Origin of the sequence: Chryseobacterium polytrichastri (assembly GCF_900142445.1) — a bacterium.
GTDB classification, from domain to species: Bacteria; Bacteroidota; Bacteroidia; order Flavobacteriales; family Weeksellaceae; genus Chryseobacterium; species Chryseobacterium polytrichastri.
Map to the genome: position 1 here is coordinate 1 of NZ_FRAV01000002.1, position 19,040 is coordinate 19,040.

The 19,040-nt window shown below is 31.3% G+C and carries 23 protein-coding genes; 3 read left to right on the top strand and 20 right to left on the bottom strand.

From position 1 onward, the window contains the following. Window positions 1–288 precede the first annotated feature (288 nt). On the top strand, window positions 289–918 hold the full coding sequence (locus tag BUB80_RS01255; RefSeq protein WP_073290183.1) for a peptide deformylase: 630 nt from the start codon (window positions 289–291) through the stop codon (window positions 916–918). A 3-nt stretch (window positions 919–921) separates the two neighbouring features. On the opposite strand, the gene BUB80_RS01260 is transcribed toward BUB80_RS01255, so the two are convergent. From BUB80_RS01260 to BUB80_RS01285, 7 genes are all read right to left on the bottom strand, one after another. Continuing rightward, a complete protein-coding gene (locus BUB80_RS01260) occupies window positions 922–1,392 on the bottom strand; it encodes a DUF6843 domain-containing protein (protein WP_139262471.1) in 471 nt (156 codons plus the stop codon). A 235-nt stretch (window positions 1,393–1,627) separates the two neighbouring features. Beyond that, window positions 1,628–1,801 carry a hypothetical protein gene (locus BUB80_RS23525; RefSeq protein ID WP_175549553.1) on the bottom strand — a complete coding sequence of 58 codons (174 nt, stop codon included), beginning with the start codon at window positions 1,799–1,801 and terminating at the stop codon, window positions 1,628–1,630. Window positions 1,802–2,064: 263 nt separating this feature from the next. Beyond that, window positions 2,065–3,186: a lactonase family protein gene (locus tag BUB80_RS01265; protein ID WP_073290186.1), complete on the bottom strand. Its 1,122-nt coding sequence runs from the start codon at window positions 3,184–3,186 to the stop codon at window positions 2,065–2,067. Window positions 3,187–3,228: 42 nt separating this feature from the next. Then, a complete protein-coding gene (locus tag BUB80_RS01270) occupies window positions 3,229–3,855 on the bottom strand; it encodes a hypothetical protein (protein WP_073290188.1) in 627 nt (208 codons plus the stop codon). Window positions 3,856–4,040: 185 nt separating this feature from the next. Continuing rightward, window positions 4,041–5,264: a serine hydrolase domain-containing protein gene (locus BUB80_RS01275; RefSeq protein ID WP_073290189.1), complete on the bottom strand. Its 1,224-nt coding sequence runs from the start codon at window positions 5,262–5,264 to the stop codon at window positions 4,041–4,043. Window positions 5,265–5,393: 129 nt separating this feature from the next. Next, window positions 5,394–5,681, bottom strand: a complete 288-nt coding sequence (locus BUB80_RS01280; protein WP_073290517.1) for a DUF3781 domain-containing protein — start codon at window positions 5,679–5,681, stop codon at window positions 5,394–5,396. Window positions 5,682–5,712: 31 nt separating this feature from the next. Beyond that, window positions 5,713–5,973, bottom strand: a complete 261-nt coding sequence (locus tag BUB80_RS01285) for a hypothetical protein (protein WP_073290191.1) — start codon at window positions 5,971–5,973, stop codon at window positions 5,713–5,715. A gap of 504 nt (window positions 5,974–6,477) precedes the next feature. Here BUB80_RS01285 and BUB80_RS01290 point away from each other — a divergent pair. Next, window positions 6,478–7,725, top strand: a complete 1,248-nt coding sequence (locus BUB80_RS01290) for a MutS-related protein (protein ID WP_073290193.1) — start codon at window positions 6,478–6,480, stop codon at window positions 7,723–7,725. Window positions 7,726–7,905: 180 nt separating this feature from the next. On the opposite strand, the gene BUB80_RS01295 is transcribed toward BUB80_RS01290, so the two are convergent. The 4 genes from BUB80_RS01295 to BUB80_RS01310 all read right to left on the bottom strand — a co-directional run bounded on the left by BUB80_RS01295 (window position 7,906) and on the right by BUB80_RS01310 (window position 10,508). After that, entirely contained in the window at window positions 7,906–8,535 is a 630-nt protein-coding gene (locus tag BUB80_RS01295) for a hypothetical protein (RefSeq protein WP_139262473.1), read from the bottom strand. 447 nt (window positions 8,536–8,982) lie between these two features. Continuing rightward, window positions 8,983–9,405: an organic hydroperoxide resistance protein gene (locus BUB80_RS01300; protein ID WP_073290197.1), complete on the bottom strand. Its 423-nt coding sequence runs from the start codon at window positions 9,403–9,405 to the stop codon at window positions 8,983–8,985. 3 nt (window positions 9,406–9,408) lie between these two features. Beyond that, window positions 9,409–9,843, bottom strand: coding sequence for a MarR family winged helix-turn-helix transcriptional regulator (locus BUB80_RS01305; protein ID WP_054510667.1), 435 nt, complete (start codon window positions 9,841–9,843; stop codon window positions 9,409–9,411). A gap of 32 nt (window positions 9,844–9,875) precedes the next feature. Beyond that, window positions 9,876–10,508, bottom strand: a complete 633-nt coding sequence (locus tag BUB80_RS01310; RefSeq protein ID WP_073290199.1) for an NAD(P)H-dependent oxidoreductase — start codon at window positions 10,506–10,508, stop codon at window positions 9,876–9,878. A 180-nt stretch (window positions 10,509–10,688) separates the two neighbouring features. Between BUB80_RS01310 and BUB80_RS01315 the strand changes: the two genes are divergently transcribed. Then, window positions 10,689–11,909, top strand: coding sequence for an MFS transporter (locus BUB80_RS01315; RefSeq protein ID WP_073290201.1), 1,221 nt, complete (start codon window positions 10,689–10,691; stop codon window positions 11,907–11,909). Between the two features lie 276 nt (window positions 11,910–12,185). Here the strand turns inward: BUB80_RS01315 and BUB80_RS01320 are convergent, their stop codons facing one another. The 9 genes from BUB80_RS01320 to BUB80_RS01360 form a co-directional block, all read right to left on the bottom strand. Beyond that, window positions 12,186–12,827 (bottom strand): helix-turn-helix transcriptional regulator, encoded by a 642-nt coding sequence (locus tag BUB80_RS01320; protein ID WP_073290202.1) that lies wholly within the window; start codon window positions 12,825–12,827, stop codon window positions 12,186–12,188. Window positions 12,828–12,934: 107 nt separating this feature from the next. Beyond that, window positions 12,935–13,969 carry a serine hydrolase domain-containing protein gene (locus BUB80_RS01325; protein ID WP_073290204.1) on the bottom strand — a complete coding sequence of 345 codons (1,035 nt, stop codon included), beginning with the start codon at window positions 13,967–13,969 and terminating at the stop codon, window positions 12,935–12,937. A gap of 196 nt (window positions 13,970–14,165) precedes the next feature. Then, window positions 14,166–14,498 carry a hypothetical protein gene (locus BUB80_RS01330; protein ID WP_139262475.1) on the bottom strand — a complete coding sequence of 111 codons (333 nt, stop codon included), beginning with the start codon at window positions 14,496–14,498 and terminating at the stop codon, window positions 14,166–14,168. 153 nt (window positions 14,499–14,651) lie between these two features. Next, the gene (gene lipB / locus BUB80_RS01335; protein WP_073290208.1) at window positions 14,652–15,380 is read right to left on the bottom strand and encodes a lipoyl(octanoyl) transferase LipB; all 729 of its coding nucleotides are present in this window, start codon (window positions 15,378–15,380) and stop codon (window positions 14,652–14,654) included. Between the two features lie 79 nt (window positions 15,381–15,459). Then, window positions 15,460–16,194 carry a tryptophan synthase subunit alpha gene (trpA, locus tag BUB80_RS01340; RefSeq protein WP_073290210.1) on the bottom strand — a complete coding sequence of 245 codons (735 nt, stop codon included), beginning with the start codon at window positions 16,192–16,194 and terminating at the stop codon, window positions 15,460–15,462. Further along, entirely contained in the window at window positions 16,191–16,733 is a 543-nt protein-coding gene (locus tag BUB80_RS01345; RefSeq protein WP_073290211.1) for a hypothetical protein, read from the bottom strand. The genes trpA and BUB80_RS01345 overlap by 4 nt, the downstream gene beginning before the upstream one ends. Beyond that, window positions 16,733–17,914 (bottom strand): tryptophan synthase subunit beta, encoded by a 1,182-nt coding sequence (trpB, locus tag BUB80_RS01350; protein ID WP_073290213.1) that lies wholly within the window; start codon window positions 17,912–17,914, stop codon window positions 16,733–16,735. The genes BUB80_RS01345 and trpB overlap by 1 nt, the downstream gene beginning before the upstream one ends. 15 nt (window positions 17,915–17,929) lie before the next feature. Beyond that, window positions 17,930–18,469, bottom strand: coding sequence for a GNAT family N-acetyltransferase (locus BUB80_RS01355; RefSeq protein ID WP_073290215.1), 540 nt, complete (start codon window positions 18,467–18,469; stop codon window positions 17,930–17,932). Then, entirely contained in the window at window positions 18,453–18,977 is a 525-nt protein-coding gene (locus BUB80_RS01360) for a hypothetical protein (protein ID WP_073290217.1), read from the bottom strand. Before BUB80_RS01360 ends, BUB80_RS01355 begins: the two co-directional genes overlap by 17 nt. Window positions 18,978–19,040: the final 63 nt, after the last annotated feature.

Below are 19,040 nucleotides of genomic sequence, written 5' to 3' on the forward strand. Positions count from 1 at the left end.
ATCCTTCACATCAACTACAAAATTTTTCTTTGTAAAGCTATGAGAAATTTCAAATTGGAGAGAAGAAATAATATCATTCACACTTTTTCTCCTCGATTTAACTGATTGATTCACTGTTAAATATACAAAAAAACAACCAGTAAAACAAACTAAATTAACTGAAAATCAATATATTAAAGCCTTAACTTAATGACATTGGGCTTTAGCCCGTTTTTTTATGACAAAAAATCAATTGGTTTTAACCAAAACCTAATCACATTAATTATATTTGTAAAACATCCATCAAAAATGAAAAAATTATCCTTTCTATTCATACTTTTCATCGGTTTAATTAATGCTCAGAAATTAACTTCCAACGAAATTTCCATTATTAATCAGGGTGATAAAAATTCGGCGTTACCGATTTATCAAACGACTGATGAAAATCAGCATAAAACTTTGTTAAGCCTTTCGACAGAAATTGATGCTAAAGATCCGAACACGGCAACTTTGGTTAAAAGAATGAAAGAATCTTTGCTTTCAACGGATGGTGGAGTAGGAATTGCAGCACCACAAGTTGGAATCAATAGAAAAATCATCTGGGTTCAGCGCTTTGATAAACAAAATGAACCTTTGGAGTATTTTATTAATCCTGTAATTGTTTGGAGATCAGAATTACAAAATCTGGGTCCGGAAGGAGATTTATCCATCCCTGAATTCAGAGACCAATTTTATAGAAGTAAAGTAATTCAATTAGAATATGTTGATTTAAAAGGTCAAAAATATTCAGAAATTGTAGAAGGATTTACGGCAGTTATTTTCCAGCATGAAATCGACCATCTTTTTGGAATTTTAATTTCAGATAAAAAAGAGAAAGAGAAAAATGATGCTTATAAATCAGTTGATGCTTTTAAAAAGAGTGATTCTAAGACGAGGTAATACCTATTTTTTTCTACAATCATTAACCTTTACTGTTGTTAACGAATCAAGCTTTGGATTGCTTCCAAAAAAATTATATTGAACAGAATTTCCATGATTAATATAAAGATCAATATATTTTGTATTGTTTTTTTCAATGAATCCAATCAATGAAACGCTAGGGGTCGGTTTTTTATTCTCAGTAATGTCAACTTGGGGAATTTCAACTTTTTCACCATTTTTATTCATGTAAAAATAATGATGATTAATTCCTCCGTCTTCTTTTGCAAAGAGAATTAAAATTCCATCCTGTGGAAATTGATACGTTTTATTTTTCTCATTGAATTTTTCGCCGCAGTTTTCTTCGTAAATAATTCTTAGCGGACCTGAGTAATTTGTAGGAACTATAAATTCTTTTCTTTTGAGGTATTTATAAATTTCTAATTGAAGAGAATTTACGGGTACATATAAAACTAACGGTAGTATTATACTCAATATCTTATATATAATTTTTATAGGAGAAATAATAACAAAAATACTTCCAATACAATACATTGGGATGGTAAAGAAAAATAAATAAAAATTATATGTACTGAGAATAAAACTTATTATAATTAAAATTATTCCAATGTAAAATTTATTGAATTTCATTCTTTGTTTATGATTTATAGTGTTTAGTTTAAAGTAAGAAATAAATTGAAGAGTTGAGTTTTTGTATTTTGGTTTAGCTTTAGTTTCGGATGATCTTCTTTATTTTAAATTTTTTGTAATCGGGAAATTTATTTTTATTCAATACAAAATCAACCATAATACCTGCTACTCCAAACCTTCTTTCACAATCAGGATCTTTTTTACTCAAACCAAAATTGAAGATAATCGTATCATTTACGATTTTAATATTCATTTTTTCAGCATTAGGAATGTCACATGCCGCACCTTTGAAATAAGTTGTATAAATTAATGTGTCATTTTTTAATTCCCGCCATTTACCGTTGACATCATTTAAACTTTTAAAGTTGTGATAAGATTACTTTCTCACAAAATAGTCAAAATGGTCTGTCTTAGTTTGTGAATATAGTTTATTATAACCTATTAGAATTATAGTATACATTAGTATTGATAAAATGGGTGTACTTCTCATTCTTTAAACATTAAATAAATTTTCAACTAATACTCTTTAATCTGTACACAAGAAACACTTTTAATGTTAATCTTTTTATCCACTTTTTTTAATAATCCGGTTTCAGGGTTTCTTTTAAATACAACCACATCGCCACTTCCTGCATTGGTGGCAATCAGAAATTTTCCTGTGGGATCAAGGCCAAATACTCTCGGGTGTTTTCCTTTGGTAGATTGATAACCAACGGTTTTTAGTTTTCCATCTTGTTGAATAGAAAATATAGCAATATTATTCTCAGATCCACGATTCGAAGCATATAAAAATTTTCCATCAGGGGAAATATGAACATCCGAACTTTCAAAATCATCTTTATATTTTTCAGAATGGGTATTGATTCTTTGCAGATTATTCAGTTTTCCATTTTCGTAAGAATAGGCACTTACTGCTCCGCCCATTTCTTCAATGCAATACGCAAATTTTCCGTTGGGATGAAAAGTAAAATGTCTTGGTCCGCTTCCTAATGTTGTTTTTGTAAAAGGAGTTTCAGCCTCTTGTAACGGTTGATTTTTTTCATTTTCAAATCGATACGTTCTGATTTTATCAGCACCTAAATCTGGTAAAAAGAGGTAATCAAAATTAGGTGAGAAAACGGTGGAGTGGATATGAGAACGATCTTGTCTTCCCTGATCTATACTCCCTTCTGTATATTGAAAGTTTTGAACATAGGGCTGTATCTTTCCGTTTTCTAAAATTGGGTATACGGAAACGCTTCCTTCGGTATAATTTCCATTAACCAGCCATTTGCTATTTTTATGAACGGCTAGATAAACCGGGTTTTCACCACCACTTTTTTGCTTGTTGATAAAGGTGAGTGATTTATTTTCAGGATTAAACTCAAAACTACTGACACTTCCTCCATTCGTGGTTTTACTTTCTGTACAGGCAAAAACATATTTCCCATCTGGCGATAATGTAAGGAAAGACGGATTTAAAATACCTGTAAAAGTGGTTACTTTTGATAAGTTTCCACTCATCATATCTAATTGATAAACATAGATTCCTTCGGTATTTTTATCTCGATTAAATGAACCAAAAAAGGCATAGGTGTTTTGTGAATATAAATGAATGAAAGTACAAATGGTAATAGTGAAAGCAATGAGTTTTTTCAATTTTTTAAGGTTTAGTAATTTTATATTGAGGTGATTAAGGTCTTATTTTTCAATTCTATTTTTTACAATTTCGATCAGTTCTTCTTTGGTGATAAATGTATTCAGGAAATCTTCAAGATTTCCTTCGTTGGTAACTTCTCTAAAATATTCTTCATGATCAGTTCCAAACAAAGTCGGATTTTCAGGATTTGGGTCAGATAAGCAGATATAGTAATGATCCGGGAAGCCATAACTGTAAAATATTTCAATAAAATCGGGTGTTTTATCATGAGTTACTTTTATAATTTCACTCAAATCAATATCTTCATCTATAAATTCTGAATTCCATTCTTCGAAATCTTCAGTTCCATCTTTAAACGGCGTGAAAAGTTTGGGTTGCCAAAATACTTGCCCATAACCTTCATCTTCCAATCGAAAATATGTATCGATTATTTTATCATAGAATGCTTGTTTATCGGTTTTGAAAAGCTCTTCGTTTTCGTTTAAAAATTCTCCAATTCCATAAATGGGTTCTGCATCTTCTGCTGTTTGCCAAGGCGTATCTTCTGTTCTTGGGTAAAGTACCGTATTAAAACGAATAGAAAGGATATCGTCTGATAATGAATTCCCTTTTACGTGGTCTATATTTCCTCCAAGTTGTTTAATTTTTTCTAAAATGTCCTTTTTCATATCATTTTGTAGTAGTAGTTTAATGAAAATATATGGTATTAATTTGAGTGAAAATTCTGTTGAAATCAACGATACATCATGTTTTTTACTGAATCCCAAATTACTGAAAAAAGTAGAATTGGAAAATAGCCATAGCAAAAAAAGTAGAGTAGAAGGAAACTTAAAATTCTCTGAAAAGCTCTTTATTAATGACTTTTATTTATTGATAATGATTTCCATATTTCCTCTATTTCGGGCCATACTTTATCTGAAAAATCGGTATCTGTGTTTGCCAATACTATTTTTCCAATTTTAGTGTGTGGGTTAAAATACATTGCTGTAAAAACTCCTGGATCAGAACCATTATGACCAATTAAATCTTCTTTACTGTTTAAAAATCCATCACGAAATTCAATGAAAATTCCATATTCTTCACTTTTTTTGTCATTTAAAAAGGTATTTTTTTCAAAAAGTTTCTGATAGCTTTCTTTGTTTAATAAGGTTCCATTTCCTCGATAACCTTTGATGAGCTCAGATAAAAATAACCCTAAATCATGGCTTGACGTTAGGAATCCACCATCTGCATAGGTTATGAGAGAATATTCAGCGATCATTTTTTCTTTGTTAGCAAACAATCTGGACCGTTTGGTAAAATCAATTTCTTTTAATGACCAACCGGAGCTATTCATCCGTAATGGTTTTATGATGTTTTCTTTAGTAAAAGAGCGATAATCTTGTCCGGTTGCAGACTCTATAACCAATGCACAGAGCGCAGCAGCTATATTTGAATATTCTCTTTTCTCTCCGGGTTTTACGTCTGAAAATGATTTTTTAGTGTACCATTTTCCATTTTGGGTAAGACTGTTTTGTATAAAATTAGCTAATGAAATATTGGTTTCAGGTTTATTGAAGTAATCATAAACACCTTCGTTATCGGCGTGTTCATTTTTTGTGAGAATATATGATTTTGCATAAATTTCATCAAGGTCAGTAATGGAAGACGTATGATACGCCAAATGTTTGATTAAGATGGGAGTGTTAGGGTAATTTGGATTAACGATTGTAAAAGGCAGATATTTATTGATAGGACCATCTAAATTTAATTTTCCCAATTCTTGAGCTTTAAGCAATGATATTCCTATTAAAGTCTTGGATATTGATGCTATATTCTGAACAGTATGTGAGGTGTAGGGTTGATGATGGTCAATGTCTGCAAATCCAAATCCTTTATCATAAATCAATCCATTTTCATTAACTACAGAAACTGAAAACCCAGTAATTGCATCTTTTTCGTAAGCTAATTTTAAGTTGTTAGTTAGCGTATCATTGATTGTAGTGTTTGTTTTTTTGTTTGTTGTATGAAGTTCTGTTTTCTGTTTGAAAGACAATAAAACTATTGAAAGGATAATAATGGGAAATAGATTTTTCATGTTTTTTTAGTTTGAAAAAAGGCAACTAATTTATTTTGTGGTGGTTGAGTTTAAAATTAAATGAGAAAAAGTTTTAAAAACTAAATGTTTTAAAAGTTTCTCCACGTAATTTTTTAATATTTTGAAATACTATGATTTGATGTTACGGTTTCTTGTTATTTTGTTCAACTTATCAGCTGTAATTATTCTGTTTGTGTTAGAATTAATGGTAAGTTTTATATTTCTTTCAAGGTTTGTTATGTAAATGTTTTTTCCTTTTTTTTCGTATCCGGTTTCGTTTGTTTCAGCTAAAATGGTTAAAATCATTTCTTCAATTTTGTCATTTGAAAGATCGATATTAAGTTTCTTATTTATTCGCCCATAAACGAGGTCAGTATAACAAATCTTATCTGAAATTTCTTTTTTATAATTATTCATATTCATTCATTTTCCGAATTGGATAAGATTTTCAGCTTAAATTTCTAGATTGTAACTCTTTTTGAATGGCCTTTTCCAGGAGTTTATTATTTGCTGAATTTCTAACGATGAAAAATGGTAATACCAAAGGAAAGAAAGTGAAAAATCCAAAACCATGTTTTATGGCACCATACACTACAGCTCCCAGAGTAAATCCAATAATTGTAGCATCAATTATTTTGTTGTTTTTTAATTTTTTTGCTTTCTGTAAAAGTTCTTGATCATTTAATTCTGTAAAGTTTTCAGGGTTCATAGGTTAGCTTTTTTATTAGTTTTCCAGATTTAAAATATTCTATCAACGTGAAAGATATTTCCCTTAAAAATAAATAATTTCATGTAAAAGAGAAAGGAAATACAATATAAATCTTCAACTTGTTTAAACTTTTATTTTAACCGCAAAAGTGACAAAAGATTAACAAATTAGTCACTTTAAGTTGAGCATTAGGCTACAAATAAGAGCACATAAGTTTTTAAAAATCTTTGCCTATTGAGCGGAGTCGAAATATTATTCTTTTGTAGACTTTTGCTTTCTCAATAACCAATCCTTAATAAATCAACGATAGCTTTTGATTCTTTTGCGGTTAAATTTTTAATTAGTTTAAACAGGTTCCTTATTTAAAATGAGTTAGAAAAATAAAAGATTGATTGAGCTTTAATGGATTTGTAGAATTTACGGGATAATTTTAAGATTTATTTAAAACAACCTTTAGATTTAAATAAATAGTTTTACAAACGCAAATATCAACATCAATGAATCATGGAAAATATTTCTGAAATAGTTGCTCATTTTAATTTCACTCAAACGAGAAAATCAAAGCAATATTTACTATCATTTTTCAACCAAAAATCCTTCAACAAGAATCAGACATTGTATGTTCAGCAAAAATTAAAACTATTCTTGGAGAATTTTCAGATTATTGATCCTTTCCAGATTAAAGAAAACAGAGTTTCTGCAATTCAAAGGTTTTTGGATGAAATTGATGTTAGCCAATATAATTACTTAACGAGCCTTACATATCGCGAATATTTTAAAGAAATCAATACTAATATTTCGCTGTTAATCGACTTCTTTTATCATTTTGAATTGCTGTTGAAAAATTTACAAAAGAAAGAGATCTGTTTAGAATATTCTTATGAAATTGAAAAGATGATTACATTCATCAACTCATTATCCATCATTGATTTTTATAATAAAGAACTTGATTTCAAGCAAAGAAAAAATATTCTTCTCAAGATTACACCCAAAATTGAGGCGGGAAGTTTTGACGTATTTTGGGATTTCTTTTACATGTTTGATGTATATTTTAGCATTGCAAAAGGAATTAAGCTGAACAATTTGGTATTTCCTCAATTTAATGTTGAAAATACTTTTACGATTGAGAACTTTTATCATTTAGACTTGAAGAATGCTGTTAAAAATACTTTAGATGTAAAGGATAAAAATACAATTGTTTTTACGGGAGCCAATATGTCGGGAAAATCTACGACTATGAAATCGATCAGTATCATTGTTTTGCTTGCTCATTTAGGAATTGCGGTTCCGGCTGATTACTGTAATATTCCTTTTTATGACAGTATTTTCCTTTATTTTTCTGTTAATGATAACCTGAAAGAAGGGTATAGCCATTTTGCTCAGGAAATCATGAATGTAAAAAGTGTTTTACTAGAATTAAAATCTAAAAATTGTTTCGTAGTATTTGATGAAATATTTAGTGGAACTAACATCAATGATGCAGCGCAAATTACCGTTACTACAGTGAATGGTTTATCTAAATTTAAAAACTCTCTTTTTATTTTTTCCACACATTTAAATCTCATCGAAAATCATTTGACTGAAAATAAAAATGTATTACTGCTGAATTTAGAATGCTTTTTAGAAAATAATGAACTCACATTTACGTATAAGCTGAAAGAAGGCTGGTCGAAACTTGAAATAGGAAAGTTATTATTCGATCAATATGGGCTCAATGAACTTTTAAATACATCAATCGATCCATTAGAATAATGAATTTTTTGTGAACTTTGCTGAGTAGAACGCCTTTGCGAGCTTAAAAATTATCAGAATTATTGGCAGAAAAACTTTGCAAGCCTTTGCGTTTAAAATAAAGATAAATCTTTAAGTAGGTATAACTAAACCTAGTTATAAGCTAAAACAAAGCTGATATAACAAACCATAACTCAATTTTTAATATAAGTTTTTATCAGAAAATTTGACATCCTGAATTTTTGGTAAAGGTTTAATGAAAACTGTTTTTTTTCTTTTATCTAAGGGTTTCTTTGAACCATATACTTCATCAGTTTCTATTTTCAGCCCTGTAATTAAGTTAAATTTAGTTTCTGTAAATACTGTATTTTCGTCAATATACCCTTTGGTTGCATTATTGATTAACTTATTGACATTAATTAATTCAAAATTTCCTTTGTTATATTTGAAATCATACGATATATTTCCTCCTTTAATTTCGGTCCACATGGTTAGAATTCCTTTTTCAATAAAGAAATTGGAAATTTGATATCCATTAAATTTCCCGTGGTTTTCAATAGGATATTGGGGTTCAATTATTTGGGTTGAAGAGACGACTAACGCTAATTTTCCATTGGGTTGAGATAAGAATATTTGTAAACGTAAGGGTCTTGTTTCGTTTATAGTATCCATTTCTACTATGATCTTGTCCATTTTACCATCATTATTTAAGTCGCCATGTTCTTCTCTTATTTGATAATTATAAGAGTCTTTATTTTTAACTTTTTGAGCAGATACATTCATTTGAAATAAGATCAAAATGAATGTAAAGTATAGATAACTATTTTTCATGATTTTAAGTTTTGCTATTTTAAACTAATAATTACTATTTGGAAGAATAGATTACATCAATTCCAATTCTATTTTCAATCCTGTTTAAACTAATTAAAGCATTAAACCACAAAAGGTACAAAAGCTATTATTGAATCATTTAAAGTTCGGTTATTTTTAAAACAAAGCTTGCAAAAGATTAATATTTCGACTCCGCTCAATAGGCAAAGATTTTTAAAAACTGATGTGTTCTTATTTCCAGTTTAATGATCAACTTTAAATATTAATGTATTAATCTTTTGCCTCTTTTGTGGTTAAAATAAAAAGTTTAAAAAAGTTCATCCTTAAAATTAGATAATTTCAATGAAAAGTGAGAAAAAGATAAATAAGTTTATACGAATGTGCAGTAAACAAAAAAATCTGCTTCCAAAGGAAACAGATTTTGAGATATGTGTAAAAGAAATGAATTTAGTTATTGGTAACTGAAAGTTTCACTTCAATATTATTTCTTGTTGCATTAGAATAAGGACAAATTTGATGAGCCTGATCCGTTAATGCCTGAGCTTCTTCAATAGATACTCCCGGAATATTCACATCCAATTCCACGGCTAATCCAAATCCTCCGTTTTCAATTTGTCCGATACTTACCTGAGCCGTTACCGTAGTTTCACCCGTTGTTGCTTTACTTAAACTGATCACTCTGTTCAATGCACTGTCAAAACACGCTGAATATCCGGCTGCAAAAAGCATTTCAGGATTGGCAAAATCATCATTGCCACCTCCTAAGGCTTTGGGCATTCTTACTTCAATATCCAAAACTCCATTTTCACTTTTTACTTGTCCGTTTCTTCCACCTTTAGCGGTAACGCTGGTTGTATATAATGTTTTCATATTTTATTTTTCTATTTTGTTTAATATTCTTTGGATGCTTTCTTTTAGCTGTATCAAATCTTCAGGTTGAACATCAATCTTGCGCTGAATTTTACCCGGGATTTCACATGCTTTTTGCTGCAGTTGTCTTCCAACATCTGTTAGAAAAGCTTCTACAACTCTTTCATCTTCTTTTTTTCTTTTTCTTGTGATAAAGCCTTTTCCTTCCAGTCTTTTAAGAAGTGGGGTAAGGGTACCGCTGTCAAGAAACAGTTTATCTCCGATGTGGCTTACAGTAAGTCCATCATTTTCCCAAAGTACCATCATCACTAGATATTGAGGATAGGTGATGTCGAGTTCATCAAGGAAAGGACGATACAATCCTGTAATCTCTTTTGCAATCACATAGAGCGGAAAGCAAATTTGATTTTCTAATATTGGCGTTTTTGGGGTTTCCATAATAAGATTGAATGAGAAAGCGTTATTAATAATTATTTTTTAATGATGAATTCCTCCATAGGAACACGTACTTTTTTCATGGTAGACAACCAGTCTTTTTCCGCATCTCGGTATCCAAGATATAAAAGGCTTACGCTTTTTAAACCTAATTCTTTAAGGTTAAGAATTTCATCCACTACATCATTACTGAAACCTTCTGCAGGTGTACTGTCGATTTTCAATTCAGCAGCCTGAGCCATTGCTAATCCTAAAGAAATATAAGTTTGGCGAGCGGTGTGTGCAAAATGCTCTGCAGGAGTCTGTGCACCGTAGATTTTTTTCAACATATCAGTGTAACTGTTGAAACGTCCTTGTGGTAAGTCTCTCACATCTGTATGATGATCGTATACTTTATCAATTTTTTCGTTAGAATAACTATCCCAAGCAGCAAATACCAAAACGTGTGAACTGTCTCTCATTACTTCAGGGTTTAATGCACCTTGCACCATTTTTTCTTTCAATTCCTGATTTTCTACGACAACGATACGGAAGGGTTGAAGTCCCGATGAAGTAGGAGCCAATCTAGCAGCTTCTAAAATGGTATATAAATCTTCTTGTGATACTTTTTTTGATGGATCATATGCTTTTACTGCATGTCTCCAGTTTAAATCTTCTATTAATGACATTCTTGTTGTTTTAAATTATGGGACAAATATACGGCAAAATTAAATTGTACGCAATTTAATTACGAGAAATAACATTGTTTAACTTTTTTAACATTTAATTTCATATAAAACAACTAAATTGTTGTTTTATTATTTCGTTTCTTATATCTTTGCCTACGTAAAATATGTTAAGTGTTGAATATGGAAAATAATTGGAGAAAAAAGTTCGCTATTTTATGGACAGGTCAATTTTTCTCATTGATAAGCAGTTCGGCAGTAGGATTCGCCATTATTATCTGGTTGAGTTTAGAAACAGGATCCGCAGAGGTTCTTGCGTATGCTGCGATTGCAGGATTATTGCCTCAAGCTTTGATCGGACCATTTGCCGGAGTATATGTTGATCGCTGGGATAAGAAAAAAACAATGATTGTAGCGGATGGTTTTGTTGCTGTATGTACATTGGTGATGTCTCTCGGTTTTTATTTTGGATATCAAAACTTAGAATTTATTTATATTATACTAGGTCTCCGGTCTGTAGGATCGGCTTTTCATATGCCGGCAATGCAGGCTACGGTTCCTTTATTGGCGCCAAGATCAGAATTGTTTCGGATTGCAGGTATCAACCAGATCATTAAATCTGTTTCTAATATTGCGGGACCGGCGCTAGGAGCATTGGCGATAGGAATGTTATCTATAGGAAATGTATTGCTTCTGGATATTGCAGGAGCGATAATGGCTATCGTTTCTTTGCTCTTTATTCATATTCCATCTCCCGTGAAAGAAACTAAAAACCAGACAAACTTAGTATTGGTTTGGGAAGATATGAAGAAAGGGCTGTATGAAGTGCTTAAAAATAAAGGATTGTCGTTTCTGTTTTTGTATTCTATAATCGCAGGATTTTGTTTGATGCCTATTGGCGTATTATTTCCTTTAATGACGATTGAGCATTTTAAAGGAGGAAAATTTGAAATGAGTATTATCGAAACCGTGTGGGGTGGTGGAATGCTAGTAGGCGGAGCCATATTAGGTATCTGGAAACCCAATATTCATAAGGTAATTATCATTAATATATCTCATGTATTAATTGGAATCGCTTTTGCGTGGGTAGGCTGGCTATCTGCTCAAAGTTTTATATTTTACACCTTACTCACGGGAATTGCAGGTATTGCAGCTTCTTTTTACAGTGCAGGATTTACAGCTTTGGTACAGGAGGAAATACACGAAAGCCTTTTGGGGCGTGTATTTGCCATGTACTTTAGCATAGAGGTATTGCCCACTGTTTTTGGACTCATCTGCACAGGATATTTGGCGGATGCAATAGGCGTAAATGTTACTTTTATCGTGTTAGGATTGGTTATTTTCCTTGTGGGAATTGCTTCTTTTTTAACGCCTTCTTTAATGAATTTAAGAAAAAAGGTTTAAAAAGATGGTGGGATTAAATAAAATTCTGTTTAAACTAATTAAAAATTTAACCGCAAAAGAATCAAAAGCTATCGTTGATTTATTAAGGATTGGTTATTGAGAAAGCAAAAGTGTACAAAAGAATACTATTTCGACTCCGCTCAATATGCAAAGATTTTTTAAAACTTATGTGTTCTTGTTTACAGTTCAAAATTAGCTTCAATAATGTGCAATTCTTTTGACTCTTTTGTGGTTAAAAATAAAAAGTTTAAACAAGTTTTAAGATAATGAGCAATACTAAGATGTAGCAGACTGCATTATTTGATCAATTTTATACATACAGCGTTTTCCGCCTTCAATAATATATTCTACTCTTTTTATATCAAAGTCTGACCCTATAAGTTGTTTGAAATTATTAAGCTCTGAACGACAAAATCCTTGGCATTCTGTTGCAGCAGCACATATAGGACAGTGGTTTTCAATAAGGAAATAAGAGTCGTTTTCTTTTTTCCATTCGGCCATATAACCTTCTTCCGTTCGCTTTTGTACAAGAATATCAAGCTTTTCTTCAAAGGTTGTGGCGAGGTCCATAACCTGTGCATATTTGGTATACAGCTCATTTTCCCGATCGTTAATTAAAAGATCCAATGCGTTTTCTCCCAAGAGTTTTTTTACTGATTTGATGAGTTGTACACTCACCTCCGCATGCGTATCTGGAAATTTAGAGAATCCCTTTTCTGTAAGAGCATAATAAGTGGATGGGCGGCCTACACCTTCACTTTTTACTTCTGCTTTTACCAATCCTTCTGAAGCGAAATTTAACAAACGTTTTCTAACACCTTCTTTAGTGATGCCCAATTCTTCAGCAATGAGTTGTGAGGTAACTTCACCTCTCATTTTTAATAACATTAATATTTTATCTGACGGATTTTTTTTCATTTAGCAACTACAAGTTGTTTTATATAAGTTGTAAAAGTACTAATTCTTTATCATATCTTAAAATCAACCTTTTTAGAATGTTTCATTACCATTCAATATGATGATTTTTACTTTTTATGAAGAGACTGTAAAACAATATTTTTAATTAAAGTTTCAAAATAATAGTATAAATTACTCTCTTCACTCATCTGATTTTCCAGAACAATAACGCTCATATCATAGGCTGGGATGTAAATGTTTAAAGAAGCAAAACCGTCTCCTAATCCTGTATGACCCAAATATTCAATTCCGTTGTCTTTTACAATTCTGATATTATACCCATAGCCCATTTTTTCTTTCCCGAAAACATCATGTTGTGACATGGCCGAAGCACTGGTCATTAATGCATAGGTTTTGGGGTTCAATATTTTACCATTATGAAGGAGGCTGTCCCAGATGGATAGATCTTTAGCAGTCGTAATAACGCCATCTGCAGGTAGGTTTTCATCATTTATGAAAGGATCCTGTACAACGGTAAGTACATTGTCTTTATTGATATGGCCAGATACAAGATTTCTTCTGTTGGTTTTTGAATAGCAAAATGTATTTTTCATTTTAAGTTGCTTGAATAATGCATTGGCCAACTGAGTGTAAGATTTCTTAGAGGTATTTTCGATGATTTTTCCTAGAAGAATATTAGATAAATTTCCATATTTAAAATCAGAACCGGGTTTGAAGAGTAAAGGTTTTTCAGTGTCTACAATTCCATGCGTATGATTCAACAACTGATGAACAGTAACCGAATCTGCCCAAGGCTGAGTTAAATTGGGAAGGTACTTTTTAATAGGTGAATGCAGATTTATCTTGCCTTTTTCAACTTCTTTTAAAACCAAAACGGATGTGATTTGCTTGGTGTTTGACATGATCTCAAATTGGTCATCCATTTGTAAAGGATGTCTCGTTTTTATATTTTCAAAACCATAAGCTTTAGAATATTTATCCTGACCATGTTGAGTGATTAATACAACACCATTGAACGGGCGAGGACTTTTATTTCTTATTAAACTATCTATTCTATTTGCATAGTCAGGTTTATTTTGCCCATAAAGAGCTGTGAAAGATAAAAATGAAAGTGCAAGACACAACAGGTTGATAAGCTTCATGGGGTTGAAAAGTTTTTGGTTTGAAAAATTGTTTTAAAAGAATAAGAGATTACCCAAAGATAAAATTAAAAATCATTTTGAGCTTTCAAAATCTAAGGTTTATTTGTAATTAGCCTAAAGTTTTAGAAATACGAATGTAAATTGATTGTTTGTTTCTGAAATGATAAAACAAGAAACCATCATAAAAAATGATGGTTTACTTTTTCTTTATAAATTTAATTTTTGTTTCTTTTCCAGAAAAATCATTAAATCCTATTGTTATGGTATCTAGATTTTTTCTTTTGGAAATATCATCATAAGTAATACTAAGTTGAGAATCGTGAATTCCACCTTGCTCAGAATAAAAATTAATATACTTAGGATAATCAATAAAATCTTCTGTTGAAAGTTCTTGCTTACCCGTTTTTATATTTTTTAGCTTAATAATAAAAGCGAAAAAATTCTTATTAATTCTTAAGTCATTTTTTGAATTGAACTTAAATGAAGTATAAGCATTTTCTAAATAATATTCAGTTTTGTTTATTTTCACTGTTCTTAAAGAAGGTTCGAATATGTTAATTAGTAAACCTTCCTTCTTTGCCTGATCTAGAGTATCAGGTAAAAAAGTTGTATCTGAACCTACACATGATTGCAGAAGTATGAGGAATAGGCATAAAAATAATTTCTGTAGATGCAATTTTGATTATTTAGAAATTAATTCCGCTTCAAAAACACCTGCAAAATGTTTTCTGATCTTCGCTTTAATATCAATCATTTCTTCTGGTGTTAATTCTCTTTCCAATTCTCTTTTTAAAGAAGTCACTTGTTTGTCTTTGATTCCACAAGGAACAATATATTCGAAATAGCGCATATCGGTATTAATATTCAGGGCAAAACCGTGTAGGGTAACCCAACGTGAAGCTTTTACACCCATTGCACAGATCTTTCTTGCGTAAGGCTTTCCAACATCTAGCCAAACACCGGTTTCGCCAGGAGAACGCTCACCTTTCAAACCATATTCATTGATGGTACGGATGATTACTTCTTCAAGATTTCGCATGTATTTATGAATATCCGTAAAGAAATTTTCAAGGTCTAAAATAGGGTAGCCAACAATTTGTCCGTACCCGTGATAGGTAATATCTCCGCCACGATTCACTTTCACGAAAGTAGCGTCAATTTCTTTTAATTGATCTATTCCCGCCAGCATATTTTCTTCATGTCCACTTTTTCCTAAAGTATACACGTGAGGATGTTCTACCAAAAGAAAATGGTTGGAAGTGGTCGTATGTTGCTCAGCAGGTAAATCGCGGTTTTTTATTTTGGTATCAATAATAGCTTTCATCAGCTTTTCCTGATAGTCCCAAGAAGGTTGATATTCTTTTACGCCAAGATCTTCAAATTCTACTACTTTATTTTGATTTGTATTCATGTGTGGATGTCGATTTTCTTGTAATGATATAGAATCACGATTTCATACCATTTTTATTGACATACAAATTTAGTGAATTTTAATTTTTTACGGAATTAATAAAATCTATGGCTTTTATCTTCCAATCTTTATTTTGTAAAAGAATATTTACAAAGGCAGTTCCGATAATTCCGCCATCAGCTTTTTCCGTAACGTTTTCAAAATCTTGCTTTGATTTTATTCCAAACCCAATCATAACAGGATTTTTCAATGGAAGAGAAGCTAATCTGGAAAGATAATCTTCATTTTTTAATACTGCATTTTCTTTTCCTGTTGTAGAAGACGAACTTACGGCGTATAAAAATCCTGAACTTAATGAATCCAGATATAATATTCTTTCGTCAGAAGTTTCCGGAGTTACCAAAAATGTGAAATTCAGATTGTATTTTTCTAAAATTTTCTGATAATTTTTTTCGAATTCAATAGGCGGAAGATCGGGAATAATTAATCCTGAAACCCCACTTTCTGAACATTCTTTACAGAAGTTTTCAAAACCAAAACTTAAAACCGGATTGATGTATCCCATTAAAATAATAGGAATTCTGATTTCATTTTTAATCGATTTTAACTGTGATAGAAGCTTTTCGATGGTCATTCCATTTTTCAAAGCCATCTCATGAGCTTGCTGAATAACGGGCCCGTCTGCAACAGGATCAGAATAAGGCATCCCGATTTCCATCATATCTGCTCCGGAATCCTGGATGAGTTGTATAATATCTGCAGTATCTTCCAATTGTGGAATTCCTGCGGTAAAGTATATGTTTAGTTTTTTCATATTTTTAAAATGTTTAATAATAATCCCACTCCCTCTTGTGCCAGCATCAATACAAATAAAAGGACAAGAATCAGGAGTATTCGTAAGACTATTTTTTTTCTCTGAAAACTGAAGTTGATTGAAGAACTTTTAATCATAGCAATCAGTTTTTCTTTATTCATAAAAAAGACTATGATGATAAGAATCTGATAGGTTATAGCATTGGCCATAGCTCCTCTGTGAACGTCATAAAAATAGTTTTGTAAAATGATATTGATCAAAATAGTTGATAATACCAGCCCACCAATAATTCTCGTTTTTGGAATCAAAAAAAGTAATGAACCGAGTATTTCAAATAGTCCTAAAATGACAGCATACGTTTTTGAATACGAATAAAATGCCCACATGATATCCATTCCCTGATAAGAAAAAAGAGGTCTTGAATATTCTGAAATTTCTCCAAATTGTGTAAATTTTGCGGCTCCGTAAGTAATCATATAAAATGATACGAAAATCACAAAAGACCATTGTAAAGTATTGAGGAAGTCCTTTTTGATCATTATTTTAAATTCTTCAGATAGGTTTCCATATCCTTATCACCACGACCGCTCAGGCAGATAACAACAATATCATTTTCATTGAATTTCTTTTTGTCTAAAACTGCTAAAGCGTGCGAACTTTCTAAAGCAGGAATGATGCCTTCTAATTTGGTCAGTTCAAAAGCACATTTTAAAGCTTCATCATCATTAATACTGAAAAATTCAGCACGTTTTTCTTTGAATAGATGTGCATGAAAAGGTCCGATTCCCGGATAATCTAATCCAGCAGAAATAGAGTGTGGTTCGATGACCTGTCCGTCTTCCGTTTGCATGACTAAACTTTTGCTTCCATGCAAAACGCCTAAAGTTCCAAGAAATGTTGTTGCTGCTGATTTTCCTGAATCAACTCCTAAACCTCCGGCCTCTGCGGCAATAATTTGTACGTCTTTTTCATTCACAAAGTGATAAAAAGTTCCTGCTGCATTGCTTCCACCACCAACACATGCAATGACGTAATCGGGATTTTGTCTTCCGATTTGTTCGTTAAGTTGCTCTCTGATTTCTTTTGAAATAATACTTTGAAATCTCGCTACCAAATCCGGGAAAGGATGCGGACCGACCACACTTCCAATAACATAATGAGTGGTTACTGAATTGTTGATCCAATCTCTTAATGCTTCGTTTACAGCATCTTTTAATGTTTTTGATCCTGAAGTGGCAGGAATAACTTCTGCACCCAGCATTTTCATTCTGGCAACATTGGGAGCCTGTCTTTGAATATCAACTTCACCCATGTAAACAATACATTCCAAGCCCAATAAAGCACAAGCGGTAGCGGTGGCAACACCATGTTGGCCGGCTCCTGTTTCCGCAATAATTCTGGTTTTACCCAAACGTTTTGCCAATAAAACCTGCCCCAAAGCATTGTTTATTTTATGCGCTCCTGTATGATTAAGATCTTCTCTTTTAAGATAGATCTTTGTATTGTATTTTTTACTTAAATTCTTGGCAAAATAAAGTGGAGTAGCCCGTCCAACATAGTTTTTTAACAGATCTTGATATTCAGTTTGAAAATCTTCTGATTCTATGATTTCGAGGTAATTTTTTTGTAATTCTTCTACATTTGGGTAGAGCATTTCCGGAATAAAAGCACCTCCAAATTCTCCATAATATCCGTGTTCATCGGGGTTTTTATAATTCATTTCTTTCTTCTTTTTTTATTGTAATAAATAAGCGTTGTTTTCAGAACTTAACTGATATAAAAGTTGCTTTTTCTCTTCTGATAGATTAAAAATTAAAATATCATCATCATCGGATGGTATCCATTCGGAGCCACTTTTCTCTTGAATAGATTTAGCTTTGTTATGTAAAATACTGATCTCACATTTATCATAGAAAGGTCTTAACTCTGTCGCACAAAAACCAATACTTTCAAGATTTCTTTCGGTAATATTATCGATACAATACTTGATCAATTTTTTACCATATCCTTTTTTCTTGTGTGCAGAAACCAATCCTACTACTTCTGCAAAATGATAGTGTTGGTTAGCAATTTCTAAAACGAAATCAAAATTAAGGCGCATAAGAGTTAATATTTCTCCTTCTGAATCAAAAAGAATATGAAATTCAGAGTCTTTAAAGAAAGAGCGGAAATAGGTAGAGTCCATAGAGTCCCATTCTGTAACCTCCCAAAGATTCAATATAATTTTTATTTCGTTTTCTGTTAGCTCATTCGGCTTTTTAATTTGATACTTCATCTTTTAAGCGATTAATAAAAGCAATGTTATAATTGTGTTGTTGCTTGGTTATTAGTTTTTTATGGTGTAGTAAATTTATTTTACTAATCAAATCAATTAAAGTGGTTAATTCTAATTTTGAGTTGTACATTGTAATGGCAATCTCCAGATTGTCAATTAAAAAGTAGGAATCAAAATTTTCATATGATAAAAAAATCTTTGCATAAATGTTTCCAAAATCATAAGTAACATTTGATTTTACTCTATTATCTAAAAATTTATCAGAAATAATAACAAGATAATAGCTGTTCCATAAATTGATTTTATCAAAAAAATCTTGTGTATCTTTTTCATCATAAATTTTAATGATGTTGATAAAATCAGTTAATAGTCCACCAAGCTCCCAATGCTCAAAATTATTGTCATTTTTAGATATAAAATTATACAAAGTTTGAACTCTTTTATTTCCAAATTTGGGTGGAAATAGTCTTTTATAGAAATTTTTTCTTATCAAATGTATGTTTATCATCCCGTTTTTTATCTATTTACTTTAAATGATTCTTTTGTGTTTTAATTTTAATATAAAGTTATT

Coding starts and splice junctions, on each gene's coding strand:
- BUB80_RS01325 (WP_073290204.1), bottom strand. CDS start 13,969: ATGAAGCTTATCAACCTGTTGTGTCTTGCACTTTCATTTTTATCTTTC.
- BUB80_RS01320 (WP_073290202.1), bottom strand. CDS start 12,827: ATGAAAAAAAATCCGTCAGATAAAATATTAATGTTATTAAAAATGAGA.
- BUB80_RS01255 (WP_073290183.1), top strand. CDS start 289: ATGAAAAAATTATCCTTTCTATTCATACTTTTCATCGGTTTAATTAAT.
- BUB80_RS01300 (WP_073290197.1), bottom strand. CDS start 9,405: ATGAAAACATTATATACAACCAGCGTTACCGCTAAAGGTGGAAGAAAC.
- lipB (WP_073290208.1), bottom strand. CDS start 15,380: ATGAATACAAATCAAAATAAAGTAGTAGAATTTGAAGATCTTGGCGTA.
- BUB80_RS01310 (WP_073290199.1), bottom strand. CDS start 10,508: ATGTCATTAATAGAAGATTTAAACTGGAGACATGCAGTAAAAGCATAT.
- BUB80_RS01305 (WP_054510667.1), bottom strand. CDS start 9,843: ATGGAAACCCCAAAAACGCCAATATTAGAAAATCAAATTTGCTTTCCG.
- BUB80_RS01270 (WP_073290188.1), bottom strand. CDS start 3,855: ATGAAAAAGGACATTTTAGAAAAAATTAAACAACTTGGAGGAAATATA.
- BUB80_RS01280 (WP_073290517.1), bottom strand. CDS start 5,681: ATGAATAATTATAAAAAAGAAATTTCAGATAAGATTTGTTATACTGAC.
- BUB80_RS01345 (WP_073290211.1), bottom strand. CDS start 16,733: ATGATCAAAAAGGACTTCCTCAATACTTTACAATGGTCTTTTGTGATT.
- BUB80_RS01290 (WP_073290193.1), top strand. CDS start 6,478: ATGGAAAATATTTCTGAAATAGTTGCTCATTTTAATTTCACTCAAACG.
- BUB80_RS01295 (WP_139262473.1), bottom strand. CDS start 8,535: ATGAAAAATAGTTATCTATACTTTACATTCATTTTGATCTTATTTCAA.
- BUB80_RS01355 (WP_073290215.1), bottom strand. CDS start 18,469: ATGAAGTATCAAATTAAAAAGCCGAATGAGCTAACAGAAAACGAAATA.
- BUB80_RS01285 (WP_073290191.1), bottom strand. CDS start 5,973: ATGAACCCTGAAAACTTTACAGAATTAAATGATCAAGAACTTTTACAG.
- BUB80_RS01275 (WP_073290189.1), bottom strand. CDS start 5,264: ATGAAAAATCTATTTCCCATTATTATCCTTTCAATAGTTTTATTGTCT.
- trpB (WP_073290213.1), bottom strand. CDS start 17,914: ATGAATTATAAAAACCCCGATGAACACGGATATTATGGAGAATTTGGA.
- trpA (WP_073290210.1), bottom strand. CDS start 16,194: ATGAAAAAACTAAACATATACTTTACCGCAGGAATTCCACAATTGGAA.
- BUB80_RS01360 (WP_073290217.1), bottom strand. CDS start 18,977: ATGATAAACATACATTTGATAAGAAAAAATTTCTATAAAAGACTATTT.
- BUB80_RS23525 (WP_175549553.1), bottom strand. CDS start 1,801: ATGAATATTAAAATCGTAAATGATACGATTATCTTCAATTTTGGTTTG.
- BUB80_RS01315 (WP_073290201.1), top strand. CDS start 10,689: ATGGAAAATAATTGGAGAAAAAAGTTCGCTATTTTATGGACAGGTCAA.